This window comes from Ruegeria sp. AH3 (genome assembly GCF_056536265.1).
In genome coordinates this window covers 2,708,230-2,732,500 of sequence record NZ_JBQFJL010000001.1, presented here as the reverse complement: position 1 = coordinate 2,732,500, position 24,271 = coordinate 2,708,230, and the positions used below count along the sequence as shown (strand labels likewise).

At 56.1% G+C, this 24,271-nt stretch carries 19 protein-coding genes, 1 tRNA gene and 2 rRNA genes (1 of these 22 cut by a window edge); 9 read left to right on the top strand and 13 right to left on the bottom strand.

Going from position 1 to position 24,271, the window contains the following annotated elements; all coding sequences use genetic code 11:
- The 3 genes from ACR3EM_RS13795 to ACR3EM_RS13785 all read left to right on the top strand — a co-directional run.
- A 23S ribosomal RNA gene (locus ACR3EM_RS13795) occupies window positions 1-2,100 on the top strand (it extends 744 nt beyond the left edge of the window).
- A 171-nt stretch (window positions 2,101-2,271) separates the two neighbouring features.
- Window positions 2,272-2,386: ribosomal RNA gene (gene rrf / locus ACR3EM_RS13790) — 5S ribosomal RNA — on the top strand.
- Between the two features lie 130 nt (window positions 2,387-2,516).
- Window positions 2,517-2,593: transfer RNA gene (locus tag ACR3EM_RS13785), tRNA-Met, on the top strand.
- A 450-nt stretch (window positions 2,594-3,043) separates the two neighbouring features.
- On the opposite strand, the gene ACR3EM_RS13780 is transcribed toward ACR3EM_RS13785, so the two are convergent.
- The 5 genes from ACR3EM_RS13780 to ugpB form a co-directional block, all read right to left on the bottom strand.
- A complete protein-coding gene (locus ACR3EM_RS13780) occupies window positions 3,044-3,991 on the bottom strand; it encodes a glycerophosphodiester phosphodiesterase family protein (protein ID WP_480471226.1) in 948 nt (315 codons plus the stop codon).
- Window positions 3,991-5,046 carry a sn-glycerol-3-phosphate ABC transporter ATP-binding protein UgpC gene (gene ugpC, locus ACR3EM_RS13775; RefSeq protein ID WP_480471225.1) on the bottom strand — a complete coding sequence of 352 codons (1,056 nt, stop codon included), beginning with the start codon at window positions 5,044-5,046 and terminating at the stop codon, window positions 3,991-3,993. Before ugpC ends, ACR3EM_RS13780 begins: the two co-directional genes overlap by 1 nt.
- Before the next feature lie 3 nt (window positions 5,047-5,049).
- Window positions 5,050-5,886 carry a sn-glycerol-3-phosphate ABC transporter permease UgpE gene (gene ugpE / locus ACR3EM_RS13770; RefSeq protein WP_480471933.1) on the bottom strand — a complete coding sequence of 279 codons (837 nt, stop codon included), beginning with the start codon at window positions 5,884-5,886 and terminating at the stop codon, window positions 5,050-5,052.
- 20 nt (window positions 5,887-5,906) lie between these two features.
- Entirely contained in the window at window positions 5,907-6,788 is an 882-nt protein-coding gene (ugpA, locus tag ACR3EM_RS13765; RefSeq protein WP_480471224.1) for a sn-glycerol-3-phosphate ABC transporter permease UgpA, read from the bottom strand.
- A 61-nt stretch (window positions 6,789-6,849) separates the two neighbouring features.
- On the bottom strand, window positions 6,850-8,160 hold the full coding sequence (gene ugpB / locus ACR3EM_RS13760) for a sn-glycerol-3-phosphate ABC transporter substrate-binding protein UgpB (RefSeq protein WP_480471223.1): 1,311 nt from the start codon (window positions 8,158-8,160) through the stop codon (window positions 6,850-6,852).
- 180 nt (window positions 8,161-8,340) lie between these two features.
- Here ugpB and ACR3EM_RS13755 point away from each other — a divergent pair, with 180 nt between their 5' ends.
- From ACR3EM_RS13755 to ACR3EM_RS13745, 3 genes are all read left to right on the top strand, one after another.
- Window positions 8,341-9,255 (top strand): LysR substrate-binding domain-containing protein, encoded by a 915-nt coding sequence (locus ACR3EM_RS13755; RefSeq protein ID WP_480471222.1) that lies wholly within the window; start codon window positions 8,341-8,343, stop codon window positions 9,253-9,255.
- Between the two features lie 557 nt (window positions 9,256-9,812).
- Complete coding sequence (locus ACR3EM_RS13750) at window positions 9,813-10,961, top strand: amidohydrolase (RefSeq protein WP_480471221.1); 1,149 nt, start codon at window positions 9,813-9,815, stop codon at window positions 10,959-10,961.
- A gap of 2 nt (window positions 10,962-10,963) precedes the next feature.
- Window positions 10,964-12,109, top strand: coding sequence for a M24 family metallopeptidase (locus ACR3EM_RS13745; protein WP_480471220.1), 1,146 nt, complete (start codon window positions 10,964-10,966; stop codon window positions 12,107-12,109).
- 654 nt (window positions 12,110-12,763) lie between these two features.
- On the opposite strand, the gene ACR3EM_RS13740 is transcribed toward ACR3EM_RS13745, so the two are convergent.
- The 8 genes from ACR3EM_RS13740 to ACR3EM_RS13705 are packed head-to-tail and all read right to left on the bottom strand — an operon-like array spanning window position 12,764 to window position 20,050.
- Entirely contained in the window at window positions 12,764-13,606 is an 843-nt protein-coding gene (locus ACR3EM_RS13740) for a fumarylacetoacetate hydrolase family protein (protein WP_480471219.1), read from the bottom strand.
- An 18-nt stretch (window positions 13,607-13,624) separates the two neighbouring features.
- A complete protein-coding gene (locus ACR3EM_RS13735; protein WP_480471218.1) occupies window positions 13,625-14,380 on the bottom strand; it encodes an SDR family oxidoreductase in 756 nt (251 codons plus the stop codon).
- 8 nt (window positions 14,381-14,388) lie between these two features.
- A complete protein-coding gene (locus ACR3EM_RS13730) occupies window positions 14,389-15,891 on the bottom strand; it encodes an aldehyde dehydrogenase (NADP(+)) (protein ID WP_480471217.1) in 1,503 nt (500 codons plus the stop codon).
- Between the two features lie 13 nt (window positions 15,892-15,904).
- The gene (locus ACR3EM_RS13725; protein ID WP_480471216.1) at window positions 15,905-17,017 is read right to left on the bottom strand and encodes a fumarylacetoacetate hydrolase family protein; all 1,113 of its coding nucleotides are present in this window, start codon (window positions 17,015-17,017) and stop codon (window positions 15,905-15,907) included.
- Between the two features lies 1 nt (window position 17,018).
- A complete protein-coding gene (locus tag ACR3EM_RS13720; RefSeq protein ID WP_480471215.1) occupies window positions 17,019-17,849 on the bottom strand; it encodes an amidohydrolase family protein in 831 nt (276 codons plus the stop codon).
- Window positions 17,846-18,274, bottom strand: coding sequence for an RbsD/FucU family protein (locus ACR3EM_RS13715; RefSeq protein ID WP_480471214.1), 429 nt, complete (start codon window positions 18,272-18,274; stop codon window positions 17,846-17,848). The genes ACR3EM_RS13720 and ACR3EM_RS13715 overlap by 4 nt, the downstream gene beginning before the upstream one ends.
- On the bottom strand, window positions 18,264-19,316 hold the full coding sequence (locus ACR3EM_RS13710; RefSeq protein ID WP_480471213.1) for an aldo/keto reductase: 1,053 nt from the start codon (window positions 19,314-19,316) through the stop codon (window positions 18,264-18,266). The genes ACR3EM_RS13715 and ACR3EM_RS13710 overlap by 11 nt, the downstream gene beginning before the upstream one ends.
- On the bottom strand, window positions 19,313-20,050 hold the full coding sequence (locus tag ACR3EM_RS13705; RefSeq protein WP_480471212.1) for a GntR family transcriptional regulator: 738 nt from the start codon (window positions 20,048-20,050) through the stop codon (window positions 19,313-19,315). Before ACR3EM_RS13705 ends, ACR3EM_RS13710 begins: the two co-directional genes overlap by 4 nt.
- An 84-nt stretch (window positions 20,051-20,134) precedes the next feature.
- On the opposite strand from ACR3EM_RS13705, the gene ACR3EM_RS13700 reads away from it, so the two are divergent.
- From ACR3EM_RS13700 to ACR3EM_RS13690, 3 genes are read left to right on the top strand one after another with little or no spacing between them, the layout of a single operon-like run.
- A complete protein-coding gene (locus ACR3EM_RS13700) occupies window positions 20,135-21,694 on the top strand; it encodes a UxaA family hydrolase (protein WP_480471932.1) in 1,560 nt (519 codons plus the stop codon).
- Window positions 21,695-21,733: 39 nt separating this feature from the next.
- Complete coding sequence (locus ACR3EM_RS13695; RefSeq protein ID WP_480471211.1) at window positions 21,734-23,260, top strand: sugar ABC transporter ATP-binding protein; 1,527 nt, start codon at window positions 21,734-21,736, stop codon at window positions 23,258-23,260.
- Window positions 23,257-24,264, top strand: a complete 1,008-nt coding sequence (locus ACR3EM_RS13690) for an ABC transporter permease (RefSeq protein ID WP_480471210.1) — start codon at window positions 23,257-23,259, stop codon at window positions 24,262-24,264. The genes ACR3EM_RS13695 and ACR3EM_RS13690 overlap by 4 nt, the downstream gene beginning before the upstream one ends.
- Window positions 24,265-24,271 lie beyond the last annotated feature (7 nt).

Sequence of the window (24,271 nt, the reverse complement as noted above, 5' to 3'; positions counted from 1 at the left end):
TGAAGGTAAGGTAACACTTACTGGAGGACCGAACCCACATCCGTTGAAAAGGATCGGGATGAGCTGTGCCTAGGGGTGAAAGGCCAATCAAACTCGGAGATAGCTGGTTCTCTGCGAAATCTATTTAGGTAGAGCGTCATCCGAATACCCCGGGGGGTAGAGCACTGGATGGGTAATGGGGCCCCACAGGCTTACTGATCCTAACCAAACTCCGAATACCCGGGAGTACTAGATGGCAGACACACTGCGGATGCTAACGTCCGTAGTGGAGAGGGAAACAACCCTGACCTACGACTAAGGCCCCCAATTCATGGCTAAGTGGGAAAGCAGGTGGGACGACCAAAACAACCAGGAGGTTGGCTTAGAAGCAGCCATCCTTTAAAGATAGCGTAACAGCTCACTGGTCTAAATAAGTTGTCCTGCGGCGAAGATGTAACGGGGCTCAAGCCATGAGCCGAAGTCTAGGGATGCGTAAGCATCGGTAGCAGAGCGTAGTGTGACATAGTCTCATTCCTCCTTCATGCCTTCGGGCAGATTGGAGGAGAGAGGCTTTCGATGAAGCGGGCGCGTGAGCGATCCCGTGGAGAGATCACTAGTGAGAATGATGACATGAGTAGCGACAAAGAGTGTGAGAGACACTCTCGCCGAAAGTCCAAGGGTTCCTGCTTAAAGCTAATCTGAGCAGGGTAAGCGGCCCCTAAGCCGAGGCCGAAAGGCGTAGGCGATGGGAACTAGGTTAATATTCCTAGGCCAGGAGGATGTGACGGATCACAGGTGTAGTTCAATCTTATCGGATTGATTGGGCTGCTGAGTGGTTCCCGAAATAGCCCTCCATCAGACCGTACCCTAAACCGACACAGGTGGACTGGTAGAGCATACCAAGGCGCTTGAGAGAACGATGTTGAAGGAACTCGGCAAAATACCTCCGTAAGTTCGCGAGAAGGAGGCCCGGTTCCTAGGCAACTAGGGGCTGGGGGCACAAACCAGGGGGTGGCGACTGTTTATTAAAAACACAGGGCTCTGCGAAGTCGCAAGACGACGTATAGGGTCTGACGCCTGCCCGGTGCCTGAAGGTTAAAAGGAGAGGTGAGAGCCTTGAATTGAAGCCAGGTAAACGGCGGCCGTAACTATAACGGTCCTAAGGTAGCGAAATTCCTTGTCGGGTAAGTTCCGACCTGCACGAATGGCGTAACGACTTCCCCGCTGTCTCCAACATCGACTCAGCGAAATTGAATTGCCTGTCAAGATGCAGGCTTCCCGCGGTTAGACGGAAAGACCCCGTGCACCTTTACTACAGCTTCGCACTGGCATCAGGATTGTGATGTGCAGGATAGGTGGTAGGCTTTGAAGCGGAAACGCAAGTATCCGTGGAGCCTCCCTTGAGATACCACCCTTCGCACTCTTGATGTCTAACCGCGGTCCGTTATCCGGATCCGGGACCCTGCGTGGCGGGTAGTTTGACTGGGGCGGTCGCCTCCTAAAGCGTAACGGAGGCGCGCGAAGGTTGGCTCAGAGCGGTCGGAAATCGCTCGTTGAGTGCAATGGCAGAAGCCAGCCTGACTGCAAGACTGACAAGTCGAGCAGAGTCGAAAGACGGCCATAGTGATCCGGTGGTCCCGAGTGGAAGGGCCATCGCTCAACGGATAAAAGGTACGCCGGGGATAACAGGCTGATACTGCCCAAGAGTCCATATCGACGGCAGTGTTTGGCACCTCGATGTCGGCTCATCTCATCCTGGGGCTGGAGCAGGTCCCAAGGGTACGGCTGTTCGCCGTTTAAAGAGGTACGTGAGCTGGGTTTAGAACGTCGTGAGACAGTTCGGTCCCTATCTGCCGTGGGTGTAGGAGACTTGAGAGGAGTTGCCCCTAGTACGAGAGGACCGGGGTGAACGATCCACTGGTGGACCAGTTGTCGTGCCAACGGCAGTGCTGGGTAGCTATGATCGGACAGGATAACCGCTGAAGGCATCTAAGCGGGAAGCCCCCCTCAAAACAAGGTCTCCCTGAGGGCCGTGGAAGACCACCACGTCAATAGGCCGGAGATGTAAGCGCAGTAATGCGTTCAGTTGACCGGTACTAATCGCCCGATAGGCTTGATTTGATCCAGTAACAGAAAGACAAATCACCAAAAGCATACACTGACCTTGAGTTGGACAACGTTGATCTGATTAACAACCGTGCGGTAACGCGCCTTTATCTGTGATAAAGACGCTGCCTGCCGCATGGTCGCTTTCTTGCACAGCAAGAAAGTCGACCGAGGGCTTTTCCTCGGTTTGGTGGTCATAGCGCAAGTGAAACACCCGGTCCCATCCCGAACCCGGAAGTTAAGCACTGCCGCGCCAATGGTACTTGGGCTTAAGCCCCGGGAGAGTAGGTCACCGCCAAACCTAGCAAAAGCCCACAAACAAACTTCTCTCTAAACGATCAGCAGAACACGACCCGGTCTCAACTAGCCAAATAGGCGGTAGACCAACGCAGGGCTTCAAGTAGCGTAAGCGATAGGCCAACGCAAAGTGTCGCGGGATGGAGCAGCCCGGTAGCTCGTCAGGCTCATAACCTGAAGGTCGTAGGTTCAAATCCTACTCCCGCAACCATTTGGGTCGAACGGAGCTGATGCATATGGCCCAATGCGATCAGCGGAACACTTCGCGGCGAACGGCTAATTGGAACCCTCAGCAATATCCGGCAGCTAACCTGTCAGTATGGCGATAGATCGGCGTGCGTTAAAGCGCCGACCCGGTCTCGCAGATCGGTGTTTGACCTCTTGGACTTTTGGACTGGTTTCCCTCTTTAGGCAATGTCTTACCGAAGAGGATAGAGGCCTCGTGCGATCTGAACGTTGGGAGCTCCCACGATGCCGTAGGCTGCCGGGATACCCTTGAAGAGATCACTATTCAGGAAAGCTTCCATCGAGGCTTGGTCTTTCCAGATATAGCCATTATGCTTTACGTCTTACACAGCAGGTTGAAGTTATGATGTGAATGATCCTTTCCGACTGTGACTGGAAGAAGCACAAGAAACGTCACGGATATGCGGCGCAGAATTCACTGGTTGCTGACATACCACCCCATGCCTAAATCCGACAGATGCCTTTGAACCCGCCCAGGGTAATCAGATACGATTGCATCCACGCGCAGGTCGATCATCCTGCTTATTTCTTCGTGCTCATTGACGGTCCAAACGGCGACACATAGGCTTAGCTCTTTTGCGAGGGCCACGTTTTCTGCTGTCACATCCGCATAGTATGGGCACCAAAGCGAACCACCGGCTTGCTTGACCAGAAGTGGGATTTCGTCGCAGCGACCGCGAAAGTCTGGGCAAACCGCTTTCGAGGAATCCTCGCCTACATCGTCCTCGTTTTCCGGAAGCTGCGTAAGGTAAGAAGACGGCATATCCGGAGCCTGTCGCTGGCATTCCTCTAAAAGGTTCCAGTCAAAACTGTGCAAAACCGCGCGCGAAGATAGACCTTTGGCGCGAACTTCCTGAAGAACTCGCCCAACAAAGCTCTCTCGATAATGCGCATCGTGAGCCAGGTCAGGATCCGACTTCAGTTCGAGCATCAGATACGCATCGCCGTATTTTGGTTCGGTTACCAACTCGAGCAAGTCTATCAGCCTTGGGACACGAACGCCGTCCAGTTGCGCCTGATCCGGGAAGCGTCGGCCATAGGCAGAGTGTCCGTCTAACCGTCCAATATCGAATTGCTGGATCTGCTCGAAAGTCAGAGAAGAGACTTTTGGCTCTTCTCCGGAAAGAAACAGGCCATTGGTGTCGCGAAAGTTAGATGCGTGCAGACGATGGTTGTGGGTTATGACCGGAACGTCATCGGCCGTCAGGACAACATCAAATTCAAGAAGCGGTACGCCGATGGACAGTGAGAAATCAAAGCCAATCATGCTGTTTTCAGGTAAAACGCCCCTCGCACCCCGATGGCCCACAACACGGATTAGGTTGTTACCGCCACGAAATGCTTCGACCTGCGGAAACCCCATTAGCTTTCCAGCCTTTCCCCGGTTGAATGGTCAAACAGATGCATGTGTTCGGAGGCGACCGAAAACCGCATATTCGGATGTCGGCCCTCGATCGGATGGACGCCCGGAAGGCTTATTGTGATCGCTCCGCCAATCCCCGCGAGTTGGCCGTGCAACAGAGTGTTTGCGCCCAATGGTTCTGCCATCTGAATTGCCGCTTCCAGCGGGCCGTTGTCGGCCAACAGCAGATGCTCTGGGCGGATCCCCAGTTTTAGCTCGGTATCCGGTCCTGCAGACGGACCGACCTCTATTTCACCGATCTTGATTGCCCCGTTTTCACGTCGGGCATCTAACACATTCATCGCAGGGCTGCCAATGAACTGCGCTGCAAACAGGGTTCTCGGCGTTTCGTAAACCTCGAGCGGAGTTCCAATCTGCTCTGCGATACCGCCGTTCATGACGATCATCCTGTCTGCCATCGTCATCGCTTCGACCTGATCATGGGTTACGTAAAGCGAAGTGATGCCCAACTTCTCCTGAAGTTCACGAATTTCCAGACGCATCTGAACACGCAGTTTAGCGTCCAGGTTCGACAGCGGTTCATCAAACAAGAAGACAGCGGGCTCGCGAACAATTGCCCTACCCATCGCCACCCTCTGACGTTGGCCGCCGGAAAGTTGTCTTGGTTTGCGATCCAATAAGGGTTCCAGTTGCAACAGTTTGGCGGCCTCAGTCACCTTCTGGTCGATCTGGTTCTTTGGAAGGCCGGCGATCTTAAGGCCGTAGCCCATATTCTGTCGCACAGACATATGTGGATAGAGTGCATAGTTCTGGAACACCATCGCGATGTCACGATCCATCGGCTCCTTGTCGTTGGCTCGTTCATCCCCAATTCGGATTTCACCCGCAGTCACGGTTTCAAGCCCCGCAACCATCCGCAACAGCGTGGACTTGCCGCAGCCCGAGGGGCCAACGATCACGATGAACTCACCATCCGCAATATCGATATCGATGCCATGGATGACGTCCGTCGGGCCAAAGCTCTTTTTGACGTTCTCTAGGGTTACTGTTGCCATTTCTTACTTCTCGCTATCGACAAGGCCGCGGACAAAGAGCTTTTGCATCGAAACCACCACGATGACCGGCGGGATCATCGCCAGAATGGATGTGGCCATGATTGTCGGCCAATGGGCAAAATCATCGCCGGACGGGAACATCTGTTTGATGCCCATCACGATGGTATTCATTTCGGGATCAGTGGTGATGAGCAGCGGCCAGAGGTATTGGTTCCACCCATAGATAAACAGGATCACGAACAGTGCCGCGATGTTGGTCCGGCTCATGGGAACAACTATATCAATGAAGAACCGCATCGGGCGGGCACCGTCCACTCGGGCGGCTTCGGCTAGTTCATCGGGGATCGTCAGGAAGAACTGACGGAACAGGAAGGTCGCCGTTGCCGAAGCAATCAGGGGGAAGATCAGCCCGTAATAGCTGTTAAGCATTCCAAACCCAGCGACAACTTCGAATGTCGGAACGATGCGGACTTCGACCGGCAGCATAAGTGTTAGGAAAATCAGCCAGAAGAATGTCGTTCGCCCGGGGAAACGGAAATAGACAATCGCAAATGCTGACAGTAGCGAAATGATGATTTTTCCAACCGCAATGCCAATGGCCATCACCAGACTGTTGAACAGCATAGTTGCGACAGGCACGTTTATCCCAGAGAACAGCGCCGCTTTGTAATTCACCCAGAACTGATCGCCCGGCACTACGGGCATAGGGGGTGAGATGATATCGGCTTGGGTGACGGTCGATGCGACAAAGGCCAGCCAGATCGGAAAAAAGATGATCAGAACGCCAAGGATCATGAGGGCGTGGGTCAGCCAGATGCTCGCGCCGCGTTTCTCGACCATTCCGTGTTGCTGGGCCGCCATCAGTAATGCACCCTCTTTTCAACGTATTTGAACTGCACGACGGTCAGCAGGCCAACGACAATCAGAAGGATGACCGATTGCGCCGAGGATGACCCGAGATCCTGCCCGACAAACCCGTCTGAAAAGACTTTGTAGACCAAAATTGTCGTCGCCTGCTGTGGCCCACCACCGGTGATCGTGTGGATCACCCCAAAGGTTTCAAAAAAGGCGTAGACAATGTTCACCACCAGCAGGAAGAAGGCCGTAGGGGAAAGAAGTGGCAGCACAATGGTAAAAAACCGACGCCAGAAATGGGCGCCGTCAATCGCAGCCGCTTCGATGACCGAGCGGGGAACGGATTGCAGCGCGGCAAAGAAGAACAGAAAGTTATAGCTGATGCGACCCCAGGCCGAGGCGACAACCACCAGGCCCATCGCTTCGGCATCGTTCAGGACGTGGTTCCAGTCATAGCCAAGTTGTCCTAGATACCACGACACCACGCCAACTCGGGTATTGAACATAAACAGCCACAGCACACCAGCCACGGCTGGCGCGACGGCGTATGGCCAGATCAGCAGCGTCCGATAAACACCCGACCCCTTGATCAGGCGATCCGCGATAACGGCCAAAAACAAAGCCGGGATCATAGAGCAGAGCGTAACCAGCGTCGAAAACACAGCAGTCGTGACGAATGAGGCGCGGTAATATCTGTCGCTCAGCAGAAATTCAAAGTTACCCAGCCCCACGAACTGAGACGACAGCCCAAAAGGGTCAGGTATGAAAAGTGACTGCCAGACGGCCTGACCGGCGGGATAGAAAAAGAAAACAGCGGAGATGATGACCTGAGGGGCGATCAGCGCCAATGGCAAAAGCCAGCCGCGGAAGGTGACGCGTTTTTCCATCCTGATAGTCCACTGAAGAAAGAAAATGCGGGCCTTTAGTAGGCCCGCATCAAGTTAACACTTATTGATTGGCGGATTCGAACCGGCGCAGCAGTGCATCACCGCGCTCTTTCGCGCTATCCATCGCTTCCTGAGCGGTTTTTTCACCGGACCAGACGGCCTCGAGCTCTTCGTCGATGATGCCGCGAATCTGATCAAACGACCCCAAACGCAGACCTTTCGAGTTTGCGGTTGGTTCCTTCGCAGTCATCTGAATCACCGCGATATCAGTTCCGGGGTTTTGCTCATAGAAACCTGCAGCGCGCGTAACATCGCCTGCGTCCGCCGTGATTGGAAGATAACCAGTATTCTGGTGCCACGAAGCCTGTACGCCTGACGATGACAGGAAGCTGAGGAATTCACCCACGCCCTTGTATGCTTCAGGATCATGGCCTTCCATCACCCAAAGCGAAGCGCCACCGATAATAGTGTTCTGCGGCTCGCTCACCAAGGCTTCCCAATAGGGCAGCGGGCGCACGTCGAACTTGAACTCAGCCTCGGAGCTGATACCGGCGTAACCGGCTGAGCTTTCCGTAAACAACGCGCATTCTCCAGCCCGGAAGTTTGCACCACCTTCGTTTCTACGCCCGGTGTAGATGAATTTGCCATCCTTGGCCCAGTCACCCATTGCCGTCAGATGTGCGACCTGCGCCGGACCGTTCAGCATCAGTTCAGTGTCCAGACCGGCAAAACCGTTGTCCTGCGATGCGAACGGAACGTCGTGATAGGCCGACAGGTTCTCGAGGTGAATCCAGCTCTGCCATGCAGTCACAAGCGGGCAGTCCTCGCCGCCGGCCTTCAGCTGCTCTAATACATCACCAACCTTTTCCCAGGTCGACAAATCCGTGTCCGGATCAACGCCCGCCGCTTCGAAGGCATCGCGATTGACCCACAGAACAGGCGTGGACGAGTTGAAAGGCAGAGACAGCATCTGACCGTCTGTGGTCGTATAGTATCCTTTGACAGCCCCGATATATGCATCCGGATCAAAGGATGCGCCGCTTTCTGCCATCACTTCATAAACGGGTTTGATCGCACCCTCAGCCGACATCATCGTTGCCGTGCCCACCTCGAAGACCATCAAAATGTGGGGCTGCTCACCGGCACGGAAAGCCGCAATACCTGCGTTCAGAGTTTCCGAGTAGTTACCCTTGTGGCTTTCGACCACGACGAACTCGTCCTGGCTGGCGTTGAACTCTTCAACCTGCGCTTTAACAAGCTCACCCAGCCGGCCGGTGAAGGCGTGCCAGAACTGAACTTCAGTTTGCGACATCGCCGCCACGGGGGACAACGCAGTAGTTACGGCGAGAGCGCCGAGAAATTGCTTATTCATGATTCCTCCCATGCATCAGTGTTGATGCTTCGTTGAATACCGACCGCAACGCGTAATCGGCACACATGACGATTTCACGACGTTAACGTCACAATTTTATAATTCAAGCATTTAATTTTTGAGAAAAACATAACATCACGTTATAAACTTGCAAAGCAAACAACGAACCAGGTTCAAAGCATGAGTCAAACTTTGAGGATCCGCCAATTGGAAGCGCTCATGGCAGTTTCTACAAATGGGTCGGTCACTGCTGCAGCTACGGATCTTGGGATAAGCCAGCCTGCGGTCAGCAGACTGCTTTCTGATCTGGAAAAATCGCTTGGCTTTCAACTTTTCGATCGCCGTGAAGGTCGCTTAGTGCCTTCGCAGGAAGTGCGTTATCTGCAACCGAGCGTAGAGCGTGTTTTGGAATTGATGAAGCAGATCTCGGATGTCAGTCAGGACATAACGCAACGCAAAGCGGGACACATCCGCATCGCATGTTTGCCTGGGTTCGCCACCAGTCACCTTCCTAACGTCATCGCCACGTTTTTAGAAGATCGGCCAGGTGTAACTATGACGATCGAGCCTGACAGACCGGAACGCATTCTCGAGTGGATGATCGGTGAGCAATATGATTTCGGAATCACAGATAGTTTTAACGGGCATCCCGCCGTCGAAAGCAGAGACATCGATGTCCGTACGGTTTGCGTGTTTCCTACCGGACATGAATTGGAAAAACTCTCCGAGGTGACACCTACGGATCTTGCAAATGCCAAGATTATTCACACACGGCGCGACAGCGTTTTTTTTGGACAACTTTCAAAAGCATTTCAAAACGCCAGCGTCAAACTGAATTCCCACATTGAAGTCAGGCAGTTCACGGCGGCTTGTGAATTGGCGGTAAAAGGTGTCGGGGTTTCCGTAGTGAGCGAGTTGGACGCCGTTCAATATGCAGACAACGGATTGAGCTACCGACCGTTCAAACCGCTCCTGTCACATACACTTTCCCTTGTGCGCCCGATTTTGAAGCAACCATCACTGGTGACGCTTGAGTTTATCGAGCAGTTTCGAGAGAGCCTGGCACCGTTCAAGGCGGATAAACTCCGTCATTGATTGCAGGGTTGCAAACGCTAATGTTAGCCGCCAGCAAGCCGCTCGTTTTCTATCTTAATAGATAAAACCAAATCTTGAGCGTTTGGAAAAGCCACCAAGATCGACCTCGCCTAACAGCCAAAAGCGGCGAAAACCCGAGTGGTTATGCAATTGAGCTTGGATGATCTAGCTCCTAACCCTAGGCTACTCTAGTGCCCGCTTTGTCCACTCCTTGCACGTTGCCCGACAAACTCTCGTTGCGTGTGGCACGAATGGCTAGTTTTTACGCCGCGTCGTCGAGCCAACCATGATGCGCATACAGCAAAAACTGTACTACTTGCGCGCGCAGCGAAAAAAGTGAACTCACAGGTTGGGCTCGCTGCCATCATTCTCTGCGGTGTACTCCGACTGGAAGTAAGAGCCCAAATGGATAATGCTGCGACCGGCACGAATGTCTGCTTTGATCATACGCTGGTGTTTCAGGTATTTGTTAGATTTCCTGCCATAGGTCGTTTTCCTGCCTGCATTGCCGAATTTTCAAGTTAACCTCGTTGGAGACCATCTAGTGAGAAAAACGAATGCCACCAATAGACCTGATTGCCCTACGCCATGAATTTCACAGAATGCCCGAACTCGGGTTTGCTGAAGAAAGCACGAAAGCACGGGTTGCAGGCATCTTGGAAGATCTCGGAATCGAGACCCATGTCGGCGCGGGTGTTGTTGGTGTCCTTAAACGCGGAACAGGCAATCGCGCCATCGGTCTAAGAGCTGACATGGACGCACTGCCGATACATGAGGCAAGCAGCCATGACTATGTCTCACAGTCGGCTGGTGTGATGCATGCGTGTGGGCATGACGGCCATATGACCATGCTCTTGGGTGCGGCGGCAGCCCTTGCTGAAGAACCCGATTTCGATGGCACGGTGCTGTTCATTTTCCAACCTAACGAAGAGCACGGATTGGGAGCGCAAGCCATGATCGCCGAGGGTGTGTTGAAGCGTTTTCCCGTAGAGGAAGTCTATGCCATTCACAATCTTCCTGCCGCGCCGATGGGGCAGATTTCCACACGGCCCGGTCAAATCTGTTCGAGCGAAAGCTTGTTTGAGATACTGATCGAAGGACAAGGAGGTCACGCCTCCATGCCGCAGGTTGGGCGGGATGCGATCACCATCGGGGCAGAGATTGTGCAGGCCTTGCAAACCATCGTCTCGCGAAAGCTTGCTCCGGGCGCGGGTGTTGTCGTTTCGGTGACGGAATTCCTGACCGATGGTCAGCGCAATGTCCTTCCTGGTGTCGCAACCCTCAAGGGGGATGTGCGCGCACGGATGCCCGAAGATCGCGAGGAGGTCGCGCGCCTTATGCGCCAGCTTGTGGACGGTATCGGAGCCGCCCACGGCGTAAAAGTATCTATGACATTCAACACAGAATTCATCGAGACGATCAATGCCCCGGAACAAACTCGCGCAGTCGTAGACGCGGCTCTCGCCTTGGGGCTGGAGACTGAAGGCAACCGCGAACCCATGAGTTTCTCAGAGGATTTCGCGCATTTCTCGGCTGCTGTTCCAGGGTGCTTCTTGCTGCTCGGCAACGGGCAAGAGGGGCCGTGTGGCCAGCCACTCCATTCGGACGATTATGATTTCAACGATGATCTGTTGCCAATTGGGGTCGCGTTTTGGGCGCAACTGGTGCGTGACCGCCTGCCGGTAGCCGGAAACGGATGCGATTAACCATGTTCGAATCCCGTATGAATACACTTCGCGTTGAAATGGGCAATAAAGGCTTTGATGTCGCTTTCATCACCGATGACGACAATGTCTATTACCTGACGGGGTACTACGATTATTTGCATATGGAATTTGGCCGCCCGACCATATTGGTGGTGCCGCGCGACGGCTCCAGCCTGTTGATCACACCCACGATTGACCTCAACACGGCTCAATCTGCGGCGCGTGTAGACAGGATTGCGGCATGGAATGACGGAATGGGGGCGGAATGGCGCGCTGAATTGCCTGCCGCCGTCAAAGGTGCCAGGCGAATTGGAATAGAGTCCAATCACATGCCAGCCCTTGTGCGCGCATATGTTGATGAACTGGTTGGTGCGCAAAATCTCACCTCGATCACACCGATCCTGTCCGAGATGCGGATGATCAAATCCGACCGAGAACTACTGCTTGCCCGCCATGCAGGTCAGGTCGCAAACGCCATGATGAACGCCGGTCGCGCTGCCATCGGGGATGGTGTGCCGGAATACGAAGTAGCCCTTGCCACATCGCAAGCAGGAACGCGCAAAGCGGCAGAACTTCTGAGCGCCTATTACGATGACGCCGATATGTCACCGAATACGCACTTCCTGCAAATCATGGCTTCAGGTGAGGCAATCACAAAGACCCATCACCGCGCCACCACACGTATCATGCGGCGCGGCGAGCCGGTGTTCCTCTGTTTCTGCGGCATGACCAATTTTCACCGCTTCAAGCTGGGCTTTGACCGAACCTTTTGGATTGGCGAGATTAATGACCCGTCTCAGGCCGCGGTCTATGAGGTCGCACTGGCCAGTCAGCAAGCTGCGCTTAATGCGTTGCGCCCCGGTGTGACAGCAGAAAGCGTTCACGCTGCATATGCAGAAGTTATTCAAGGTGCAGGATACGAGTATCCTTTTCGTTGTGGCCGTGCGACAGGTTTCAGTTTTCTGGAAGCTCCACAATTGGTCACCGGCGACACAACAATACTCCAACCAGGCATGGTTTTTGCAGTGGATGGATCTGTGTCAGTAGATACCTTCCGTGCCCAGATCGGTGACAGCTTTATCATAACGCAAGACGGCCATGAGCCAGTGACCAATCATCCAAAGACAATTGATCAACTCATCTTGTGATCTGTCTTGAATAGCCAGCCCAATTTTAGTGACGCTTCTCTTTGATCGAAAGTGGCTATTGGTTCTGATGCGGCGAAAGTTTACTTTGTCCACTAAGCCGTTATTGGCGCCTTTTTTGGGGAGCCTGTTCCGCCAACTTTGATGTAGGCAGGGCAGGGATGTGATGTCCGCGAAGCCGAAGTTTAGTGATGAAATACGGGTGTCGCAATGCGACGCAGACTTGCGCCAACGCATTGCAGCGGACTCATTTGTAGAAAATAATGTTGTGTCTGCCGAAGTTCTCCAAATTGATGTGAATCAGACGGTTCCTGAACTGTCGTACTTCGCAGAGGCAGACTAAGCTTCCAGAAAGGAGCGGGCCTCGAAAGCTACCATTCAAATGAGTAACTCCAATGCCCGCTTCGTCCCGCATAGCAGAAATTTAGTGACGAGTTGTGTATGTTGGGTTCGCGCCTATATCTGACATTTCAATTGCGTTCCGCAACCAGCGTCGCAGAACCGCCCGTAGTACCAACGCTGCGGGCGTTCTGATTTGTACCAAGAGCCAATAAACACTAACCAATTATGTGGTGATGTTTGTCTAAGATTCTGGTTCGGAACGATTGATCATAAAGACCAGTCAATCCCCTAAGACACCAGTTTGAATCCGCAATCTTACCCCTGAACGACCGATTGCCGCTGCACACCTAACCCTTCAATACCCAGCTCCATCTGGTCGTTGGGTTTGAGATAAACCTGCGGATTCTGACCCATGCCAACACCCGGAGGGGTCCCGGTCGAGATTACGTCTCCCGGTTGCAACGACATGAATTGTGACAAGTGAGAAACCACTGTCGCCACACTAAAGTGCATGGTTCTGGTCGATCCATCCTGATAACGCCGACCATTCACGTCCAAATACATAGACAAACTCTGAGGATCCGGAACCTCATCCCGTGTCACCAGCCAGGGGCCGATCGGGCCGAATGTGTCTGCGGATTTGCCTTTGACCCACTGGCCAGAGCGATGCAGCTGAAAGTCGCGCTCCGACAAATCGTTCACCACACAATAACCGGCCACGTGATCCAGTGCCTCGGCCTCGGATACGTATTTGGTGGGCTTTCCGATCACCACACCCAGTTCGACCTCCCAATCCGTTTTGACCGAACCACGCGGGATTTCTACCGTATCGTAGGGCCCCATAATGGCAGAGGTGGCTTTGAAAAAGATCACTGGTTCTGCGGGCAATTCCATTCCGCTTTCGGCGGCGTGATCTGCATAGTTCAGCCCGATGCAGATGAACTTGCCAACGTGCCCCACGCAGGTACCGATGCGCGGATTGCCTTCGACAATCGGCAACGAGGACGGGTCGAGTGCGCGGAGACGTGCTATACCTTCATCGCCCAAGACATCGCCGGCTATATCGTCCACAACGCCCGTAAGATCACGGATAGCGCCGTTGTTGTCCAGAACTCCGGGTTTCTCTGCGCCGACCGGCCCATAGCGTAAAAGCTTCATGTCTCGCTCCTCTATTGATCAGGTGGTCCAGCCGCCATCGATGGCAAAGGGCTGGCCTGTGGTGTAGGCGCTGGCGTCGCTTGCAAGATACAACGCAAGTTCCGCCACTTCCTCGGCCGTACCGATCCGCCCCATAGGTTGACGTGCGATAAAGTCAGTCATTGCCTTGTTGTAGTCACCCGTCGCACGCAGGCGGTCATGTAGGCTCGGACTGTCGACTGTTCCCGGGCAGATCGCGTTGCAACGGATGCCTTGAGTCACGAAATCGGCTGCAACCGATTTGGTCAGGCCGATCACTGCCGCCTTGGACGCGCAATAGGCAAATCGGTTCGGAACGCCGGTCAAAGATGACGCAACTGATGACATGTTGATGATGGAACCGCCTCCGTTCTCGATCATCGCAGGCAGTATCAGGCGGATGAGCCGGTACATCGCCTTTACATTCAGGTCGAAGCTGAAATCCCAGTCTTTGTCGGAGCATTCCAGAATCGATCCGGCCGCGACGAAACCAGCGCAGTTAAAGAGCACGTCCAAAGGTGGCAGTGCTGACGTCGCGGCTTGAACTGCATCGGCATCCGTCACATCCAGTTTCAGAGTCTCAATCCCGTTGATGAGCGCCAACTCAGCCAGCGAAGCGTCATTGATATCACTGGCAATTACGCGCGCGCCCTCAGCAGCAAAAAGCTCGGCCGAAGCGCGCCCGATCCCCTGACCGGCGGCTGTTATCAGGACGGTCTTACCGGGCAGGCGGTTGGAAGGGGAATGGGAAGCCATCGTCTCTCTCACACTTGTTCTGGTAGCAGTTCAGTGGGGATATCCTGATAGCAGACAGGCCTCAGGAAGCGCCGGATCGACAGGGTCCCGACCGAGGTTGCGCCAAAATTCGTCGATGCCGGATAGGGGCCGCCATGCACCATGCTATCGCAAACCTCGACGCCGGTTGGGAAGCTGTTGGCCAGAAGACGGCCGGCCTTGCGCTCCAGCAACGGCAGCAAGGCTTGTGCAGCCGGCTTGTCACCTTCATCCAGATGCAGCGTGCAGGTTAACTGGCCTTCAATGGCCCGTGCGATTTGTTGCATCTGCTCTGTGTCGCGTGCACGTACGACGATGCCGAGCGGACCAAACACCTCTTCCTGAAGTTTGTGGTCGGCCAGCCAGTCGTCTCCGGAAACGGTGAACAGATAGGGGGCCGCATCACGCGTCGCACAGCCTGTTCCCATGATTTGCGTCACACCGGTGCCTGAAGCCACGCGCGCCACACCGTCACGATAGGCACTCGCGATCCCATCGGTCAGCATGGTCTGCTCCGCTACTGCAGACAATCCCACTTCAGCGGCTGCTTGGAACACATCCGTGTCCGGCCCGTCGATGATGACCGCTATGCCCGGATTGGTGCAGAACTGGCCCACGCCCATGGTCAGCGAGCCGGACCAGCCTGTACCGATCTCGGCTCCGCGTGCCGATGCGGCCTGCGGCAGGATAAACATCGGGTTGACCGAGCCCAGCTCGCCAAAGAATGGAATGGGTTCGTCGCGTTGTGCGCACAGGTCAAACAAGGCGCGGCCCGCGCGCAGCGAACCGGTAAACCCAACGGCTCGGATCATGGGGTGATTTGCTAAGGCTGTGCCGACCTCTATCCCGTCGCTTTGGATTAATGAAAACACGCCGGGATGGGTGTGCGTGGATTTAATCGCAGCATCGATGGCCTGTGCCACGATTTCGCCGGTGCCGGGATGCGCTGGATGGCCCTTGACCACCACCGGACAGCCGGCAGCCAGCGCCGCAGCAGTGTCCCCGCCCGCGACCGAGAAAGCCAACGGGAAATTCGAGGCCCCAAATACCGCCACTGGCCCCAGCGGGCGCTGGATCATATGCAAATCCGGGCGTGGCAACGGCGCGCGGTCGGGCAGGGCAGGGTCTCGGCGCAGGTCCAGGTAATCACCGTTCTCAATGTGATCGGCGAACAGGCGCAGCTGGCCAACGGTGCGGCCACGTTCACCCTGCAAGCGCGCCTCGGGCAGGCCGGTTTCCTGGGTTCCGATCTGGGTTATCGCATCGCCACGCGTATCAATCTCATCGGCGATCTTACGCAGCAGCGCTGCGCGCTCGGCGCGGGTGGACCAGCCGAAGCTAGCGAAGGCTTCTTCTGCCGCCTCAACAGCAGCATCCACCTGCGCGGGTGTACCCACAGGAAAGGTATGACTTGGGCCATGTGCGGGCTCCGAGGTAAAACTCGCGTCCGAGCCAACCCATTCGCCAGCAATCAGGTGTTTTCCGTTCAGCATGTTCATAGCTTTCTTACAGCAGGCCGCGTTGGGCGAGGTTGCGCATCAGGTGTGAAACTCCGAACGTCCATTCCGGACACTCGGTCGACAGGCGCACGGTGTTGGTCAGCGCACCCAGCTTGTCGTTTGAAATCGTGACGATATCACCCAGCTTATGAGTGAACCCGCCCCCCGGAGTATCGCGATCTTGTGTCGGAGCAAAGAGCGTTCCGAGAAACAGCATGAACCCGTCCGGGTATTGGTGATGTCTTCCGATCGTTTGCTGCACCAGATCTGCCGGATCGCGGCTGATCTGGGACATTGAGGAACTACCGTTCAGAACAAACCCGTCCGGGCCGGCCACGGTCAACGTCAGTTCGGCCTGACGCACATCATCAAGCGTGAAACTGTCATCGAACAACCGGATCATCGGCCCAATCGCACATGAGGCATTGTTGTCTTTGGCCTTGCTCAGCAACAGGGCCGAGCGCCCCTCGACATCGCGCAGGTTCACGTCGTTGCCAAGCGTTGCACCCTTGATCTTTCCCTGCGAATTCACGGCCAACACAATTTCGGGTTCGGGATTGTTCCAGGTCGAGATCGGATGCAGCCCGATTTCAGCACCAAAGCCGACCGAAGACAGAGTCTGCGCCTTGGAAAAGACTTCGGCATCCGGACCGATGCCAACTTCAAGATACTGGCTCCACAAGCCTTCCTCGATCAGCGCTTCTTTGACTTTGGCGGCCTCTGCCGAGCCGGGGGTGATATTCGACAGGCTGTCCCCGATCCGCGCGCCGATACGCGACCGGATGGCATCGGCTTGACCCGGATCACCGGCGGCTTGTTCCTCGATCACCCGTTCAACCATCGAACCCGCGAAAGTAACCCCACAGGCCTTGACCGCCTGCAGATCGCACGGGGCGAGCCATTGGTGACTCGCACCCAGAGGGCCCAAAACCTCACCCGATGCGGTGCGCGTATAAGCAGCCGCGTCATCACGTTCGAGAATATCCCGGACGGTTGGCGCCGTTTTCGCGGTGATGTCGATCAATTGCCCGCCGCGCAGTGTCACGACACAAGGGCCGATTCCGGGGCGTTCAACACGCCCAAGCCACAGCCCGTCAGAATCCAGATTTGGAAAGGTCATTTCAGTCCCTGAGGTTATAGGCCTGGGCGGCGTTCCCACCCAACACTGCATTGCGTTCGGTATTGCTCAGCGCGCTCAGCAGCGCATCCGTCGTTTCCAGCCAGCGTTGATAGCTGCTGGCCAGTGTGCAGACCGGCCAATCGCTGCCCCAGATCAACCGTGACGGGCCAAACGTGTCCAGCAGTTGATCCACATAGGGGCGCAGGTCGTCAATTGTCCAATCCGGTTCGGCTTCGGTGACCAGGCCCGACAGCTTGCACCAGGCATCCGTGTCGCGGGCAAGTGCGGCCATATCCTCGGCCCAGCCAGAAATCATCTTGTCCCGGATCAATGGCTTCGATCCGTGGTCAATTACGACACGCATCTGCGGATGGCGTGCCAGAAGCTGCCGCAACGGACCAAGATGTTGAGGCAGGGTCAGGGCGTCAAAGGTCAGATCATGGCCCTGCAGGACCTCAAACGCCGGGGTCAGAGCGTCCTTCATCATCCAGTCTGGATCAGGGATGTCTTGAATCATTGGCCGCAAACCAACCAGAGCAAGGTGCTTGGACAGGTTTTCGATCTGCGCGGGCGCATCAGCGGCTTCGAAATCGACCCATCCGACGACACCTTTGATGAACGATGTCTGATCGGCCAGGGACAGCATGTATTCCGTCTCGGACACCGTCGGCGCAGCCTGGACCAACACGGTGCCTTCGATACCTGCCGCAGCAAGCAAGGGCTGTAGATCCTCAGGCGTGAAATCCCGGTAAATCGCGCTCAACTCTGGCGTCAGCCAGCCATAGTCGCCTCGGGTCAGTGCCCAGAAATGCTGATGCGCATCGATCCTCATCCGATGACACCTTTTTTGAGGATAATATTGCCGTAGAGCCTGCGTTCTCCGGTCTGCACAATGGCGAAGGCGCTGGCGGCGCGATCGTAGAAAGCAAACCTCTCCAACCCCTGGATTCGGGCGGGGTTGTCCGCTGTCTGGTCGATGATGTTCTGAAAATCTGCTACGGCTGCGGGCACTGCCTCCGGATCATCAACCACCTGCATCGTCAGCGCCGGATCAGGCACGAACGTATCCAGTGGCATGACGGAAAGCACCGCCTGTAGCATCTCGCTGGCCGAGGACCCATCGGCGCGGATGCACTCTGGCCCAATGCTCGTGCCCGGGAAATTTGCGTCTGCAATCACGATCTCGTCGCCATGACCCATGGCCCTGAGGGCATAAAGCAGCTCTGGCGACAGGATCGGGTTGATGTCACGCAGCATTGGCGGCCTCTTTTGGCAATGGCGCGTCGGGGCGGATCAAACCTTCGGTGCGCAGATCGGACCAAAGCGCTGCTGGGATGTCACGATCCAGTAGCGCGACATTGGCCTGCACTTCAGCAGCGCTCACGGCCCCGGGGAGCACGGTTTTGACGCAAGGATGGCCCAAAACGAACTGTAGTGCGGCGGCAATCAGGGGGGTGTCATGCGCGGCGCAGACCGCTTCGATTTTGCGCACCCGGTCCAGAATATCCTCGGGGGCATCGGCGTAATTGTATTTGGCCCCCGGAACGGCACCAGTGGCCAGAATGCCGGAATTGTAGGGCCCGCCCAGAATGATCCCCACATCCCGTTTCTCACAAAGCGGCAGGAAGCTGTCCAATGCCTCTTGTTCCAGCAGCGTATAGCGACCCGCTAGCAGGAAGCCGTCGAAGTCACCAAGTCCCAGCAGTTTCTCGCAGACCTGCCACTCGTTCACTCCGGCACCGATGGCCGCAATCTCACCGGCATGGCGCAGCTCGGCCAGAGCCTTGTAACCGCCGCCATCGAACAGTTCACGCACCTTGACGTCCGACATTTCCTGACTGCCCTGGCTAAAGACGCACACATCATGAACCAACAGGATATCGGCATTGGCGACGCCGATCCGCTCGCGACTGGCCTCATATGACCGCATGACGCCGTCGTAGGTGTAATCAAATACGATGCGTTTCTGCGGTACGTCGACAAAAGCTTCGGGGGTCACCTCATGCGGTTCGCAATCCAGCAAAAGACGACCGATCTTGGTCGACAGCTGGATGTTCTCGCGGCCAAAGCGGGTGATCGCCTCGCCGAACCGGTGCTCCGACCGGCCAAGCCCGTATTGCGGCGCGGTGTCGAAAAACCGGATGCCTGCGTCAAAAGCAGCCTGCAATGCCGCCTGCGCGTCTTCTTCGGTAACTTTGCGATACAGGTTCCCCAACGGCGCTCCGCCAAATCCCATCCGCGTCAGGGGAACGGGTCGTGCGGTACGGCTATTAAGCAATTCTGTCTGTGAAACGGTCATCCTGCCTCGCTGTTCGGCTGTTGGGTGGGTTTGAACAGATGTGGTTGCTGTTGTTCCAGCTGTTCGATGCGCGGCATCAACTGACCCAGATGAGAGCGCATCGCATCCTGCGCGCCCTGTTCGTCGCGGGCAGAGATCGCGTCGAAGATTGCCCGATGCTCTGCCAGCGTTTCAGCGATCCGCCCCGGTGTCGGCAGCAACAGCATCCGGGCCCGGCTGACCTGCAGCGAGACGGTTTGGGCCACATCTGCGAGGCGGCGAAAACCGGTGAATTCCATCAGCAGAGCGTGGAACTCTTCATCAGCCTGATAGAAGCCGGGAATGTCGTCATCCTCGATCAACAGTTCTTGCAGGCGCATGTTGCGGCTCAGCCGCTTGCGCTGATCATCCGTCAGATCGCGCGCCACCTTGGCAACCGTTGCAAGTTCCAGCGCTTCGCGCAGAAAAACACCCTCGCGGATTTCTTCCATCGAGAAATAGGACACACGCGTGCCCGATTGCGGCACCACATCCACCAGCCCTTCTGAGGCAAGGCGGGCAATCGCATCTGCGACAGGGGCGCGTGAGACACCGAGGCGTTCGCACACAGGCGCCTTACGCAGATTCGCGCCGGGCGGAAAATCCAGCGCCAGGATCGCCTGTTTCAGGGACTGATGCACCCGCTGGGTCAATGACCCTTCGGTTGTCGTGATCTCGGGCAGCAAAGCAGCATCAATATCTTGGAGTTTGGTCATATCTCGTGATTTAGCATTCTAACATGTTAGTTGACAAGAGGTGAAGTTCACCTTAGCAACATGAGTCAAGCAAGCGAGGGAGTGATGCAAGCACAAGGCGGCACAAATATACTTGAAGGCGCTGTACGCGACGTTGTGAAGCTTAACCCACATGACAACGTCGTCATTGCGCTGCGTGATCTGCAGGCAGGTGAGCACCCCGCGTCTGTGCCTGTTCCCCTGATCGCGCCTGTTGCACGGGGTCACAAGATTGCCGTCACACCCATTCAGCCCGGTGAGAATATCATCCGCTATGGTCAGATTATCGGTCAGGCCAAAACCGGGATTGCCCCCGGTGAGCATGTGCATGTGCACAACCTTGGCATGGGCGCGCATCAGCAGGATTATGCATATGCATATGCAAGCGCAAACGCTCCGCTACCAGCTATTGCTGAGGTGCGGACATTCGCGGGCTATCACCGTGCCGACGGCAAAGTGGGAACACGGAATTACATCGGAATTCTGACCACCGTGAATTGCTCGGGCTCCGTGGCGCGTTTCATTGCCGAAGCGGCTGAGAAATCAGGGCTTTTGGACGGCTTTCCAAATGTCGATGGTGTGGTCCCGATCGTGCATGGCACTGGCTGCGGGATGTCGGGGAAGGACGAGGGTTACGCCACCCTGTTCCGTACTCTGGCCGGGTATGCTCAACATCCGAATTTCGGCGGCATCCTTCTGATCGGATTGGGCTGTGAGGTGATGCAGGTGGCCGATCTGGTTGGTGGTCGCCCAATTCGTCCTGATGGCGTATTGCGCTATATGACCATTCAGAATGAGGGTGGAACACGCCGTACAATCGAGCGTGGGCTCGAAGAGTTGCGGGGCATTGCTGAACTTGCGGATCAGGCCGAGCGCGCCCCGGCACCGGTGAGCGCCATTACCGTGGGTATGCAGTGCGGTGGTTCCGATGGGTATTCGGGGATCACGGCAAACCCCGCGTTGGGATACGCCTCGGATCTGCTGGTGCGTCACGGCGGTACGACGATCCTGTCGGAAACCTCGGAAATCTACGGGGCTGAACATCTTCTGACCCGACGGGCCGAGACGGTTGAGGTTGGAGAGAAGCTGATCGAACGCATCCATTGGTGGGAAGATTACACAGCCCGCAACGGCGGTGAGATGGACAACAACCCCAGCCCCGGTAACAAACGCGGCGGGCTGACCACCATTCTGGAGAAATCGTTGGGCGCTGTCGCCAAGGGTGGTACCGCGCCGCTGCGCGATGTCTACAAATTTGGTGAGAAGGTCGACAAGCACGGGTTTGTCTTCATGGACAGTCCCGGCTTTGATCCTTGCTCGGTTACCGGGCAGGTGGCCTCGGGCGCGAACCTGGTTGTGTTTACCACCGGGCGCGGCTCGGTCTCGGGCTATCAGCCCACGCCTTGTATCAAGCTATCCACCAACTCGGAAATGTATGCCCGCATGGCAGACGACATGGACCTGAACTGCGGCGACATCGTTACCGACGGCGTCAGTATCGAGGCGAAGGGCGAAGAGCTGTTCGAGATGCTCATCCGTGTCGCCTCGGGCGAGAAAACCAAAAGTGAGGAACTTGGCTTTGGGGGCGTCGAATTCGTGCCCTGGCAAATCGGCGCGGTGATGTAATCGCGTAGCCCTGGGGGAGAGGGGCTTATGGGAGGAGAAATGACAAAACTGGTCGACATGACGGGGATTGATAAACACTTCCCCGGTGTGCACGCGCTGAAAACCGTGCAGTTCGATCTGTTTCCGGGCGAGGTTCACGCACTGATGGGCGAAAACGGAGCCGGAAAAAGCACGCTGATGAAAATCCTTTCAGGGATTTATCAGCGCGACGGTGGTGATCTGGCAATCGAAGGCAAGTCGGTCAGCCCGACCACCCCGCGTGAGGCGCAGGATCTGGGTATTGGCATCATCCATCAGGAATTGAGCCTGATGAACGATCTCACCGTTGCGCAGAATATCTTCATCGGGCGCGAACCGCGCAAAAGCTTTGGTCGTCTGGATGAGGCTGCATTGAACGCGCAGACCGCCGAAATCTTTGCCTCAATGAACCTGTCGCTAGACCCCAAAACATTGGTCGGCAGTCTGACCATCGCGAAACAGCAGATGGTCGAGATCGCCAAGGCACTATCTTACCGGTCGAAAGTGCTGATCATGGATGAACCTACGGCGGCGTTGAATGACGCCGAGATCGCCGAGCTGTTCGTGATCATCCGCCGCCTCAAGGCCGAAGGCGTGGGCATCGTTTACATCAGCCATAAAATGGATGAGCTGAAGCAGATCGCCGACCGGGTAACCGTCATGCGCGATGGGGAATATGTGGGCACGGTGGGTGCCGCTGAAACGCCGATCAGCCAGATCATCGCGATGATGGTGGGGCGCGAGGTGAACGAGGAACCTCTGGACGTGCCCGATCTGGGCGATGCCGAGGTCTCGCTGCAAGTCACGGGTCTGAGCCGCAGCAAGGAAATTCAGGATGTCAGTTTTTCGGTTCAGAAGGGCGAAATACTGGGCTTTGCCGGACTGATGGGCGCCGGCCGAACCGAAGTTGCGCGGGCAATCTTCGGTGCCGATCCAAAAGATGCCGGAGAAATCCGGGTGCATGGTCAGGTGGTCTCGATCAAATCGCCGACCGACGCGGTGAAGGCTGGGATCGGGTATCTGTCCGAAGATCGCAAACACTTCGGCCTCGCCACCGGAATGAACGTCCGGGACAACATCGCGCTGGCCTCGATGGACCTGTTCACAAATACGGGCGGCGTTCTGAATGACAGTGAAGTCAGCACGACGGCCAAGGGCTATATCGCGCAGTTGGGTATCCGCACGCCTTCAGATGTGCAGGAGGTCAGGCTGCTGTCCGGGGGCAATCAGCAAAAGGTGGTTATCGCAAAATGGCTGCTGCGCGATTGCGACATCCTGATCTTCGATGAACCCACCCGCGGCATCGACGTGGGCGCGAAATCCGAGATTTATAAACTACTGGAAGAGCTGGCCGAGCAGGGCAAGACGATCATCGTGATCTCGTCTGAACTGCCAGAAATCATGCGCCTCAGCCATCGCATTGCCGTGATGTGCGAGGGCCGACTGACCGGCATTCTACCCGGCGGAAAAGACACCACTCAAGAAGACATCATGCATCTGGCCACGCAGCGCGCGGCGGCGATGCAGGTAACAGGGACAGTCCAATGACCACAGCTACGGATATCGACAAGAAGAAACCCCTCGCGGGCCTGTCGGAAAGCGGTGCCTATCAAAAACTGCTGGCGTTCGCGAGTTTGATCGCCCTGCTGATCGGCTTCTCGATTGCGTCGCCGAATTTCATGCAGACCTCGAACATGATTGCGATCCTGCAGGCGACCTCGGTCAATGGGGTGCTGGCCGTGGCTGCGACGCTGATCATCATTACCGGCGGGATCGACCTGTCGCTGGGCACATTGATGACCTTCAGTGCGGTGATCGCCGGCGTTGTTCTGACCTATCTGGGGATGCCCTTGCTTTTGGGTGTCGCAGCGGCCATCGCGGCGGGGGCGCTTTGCGGTCTGTGCTCGGGCACGTTTGTGGCCAAGATGAAGATCCCGCCCTTCATTGCGACTTTGGGCATGATGCTAATCCTCAAGGGCATGTCGCTGGTGATCTCGGGCACGCGGCCGATCTATTTCAACGACACGCCGGGCTTTGACCAGATTTCGCGCGGGTCGCTGATCGGAGAGGTTTTTCCTGCCTTGCCCATCCCCAATGGAGTGCTGATCCTGTTCCTGGTGGCCATCGCGGCCTCGTACATTCTGGGGCGCACGGTGCTGGGGCGGTATACCTTTGCGCTGGGATCGAACGAAGAGGCGGTGCGCCTGTCGGGGGTGAACACCGACATGTGGAAGATGCGCATCTATGCGCTGGCCGGAGCCATCTGTGGCATTGCCGGTATCCTCATCGCCTCGCGCCTGAATTCTGCGCAACCCGCGCTGGGCCTGGGCTACGAGCTGGAGGCCATCGCTGCTGTTGTCATCGGGGGCACGTCCCTGTCCGGCGGGCGCGGCACCATTCTGGGAACTCTGATCGGGGCCCTGATCATGGCCGTGCTGACAAACGGTCTGCGCGTGCTGTCCGTCGCGCAGGAATGGCAGACCGTTGTCACCGGTGCGATCATTATTCTGGCCGTCTATGCCGACATGGCGCGGCGCAAGAAAACGGGTTGATCTCAAG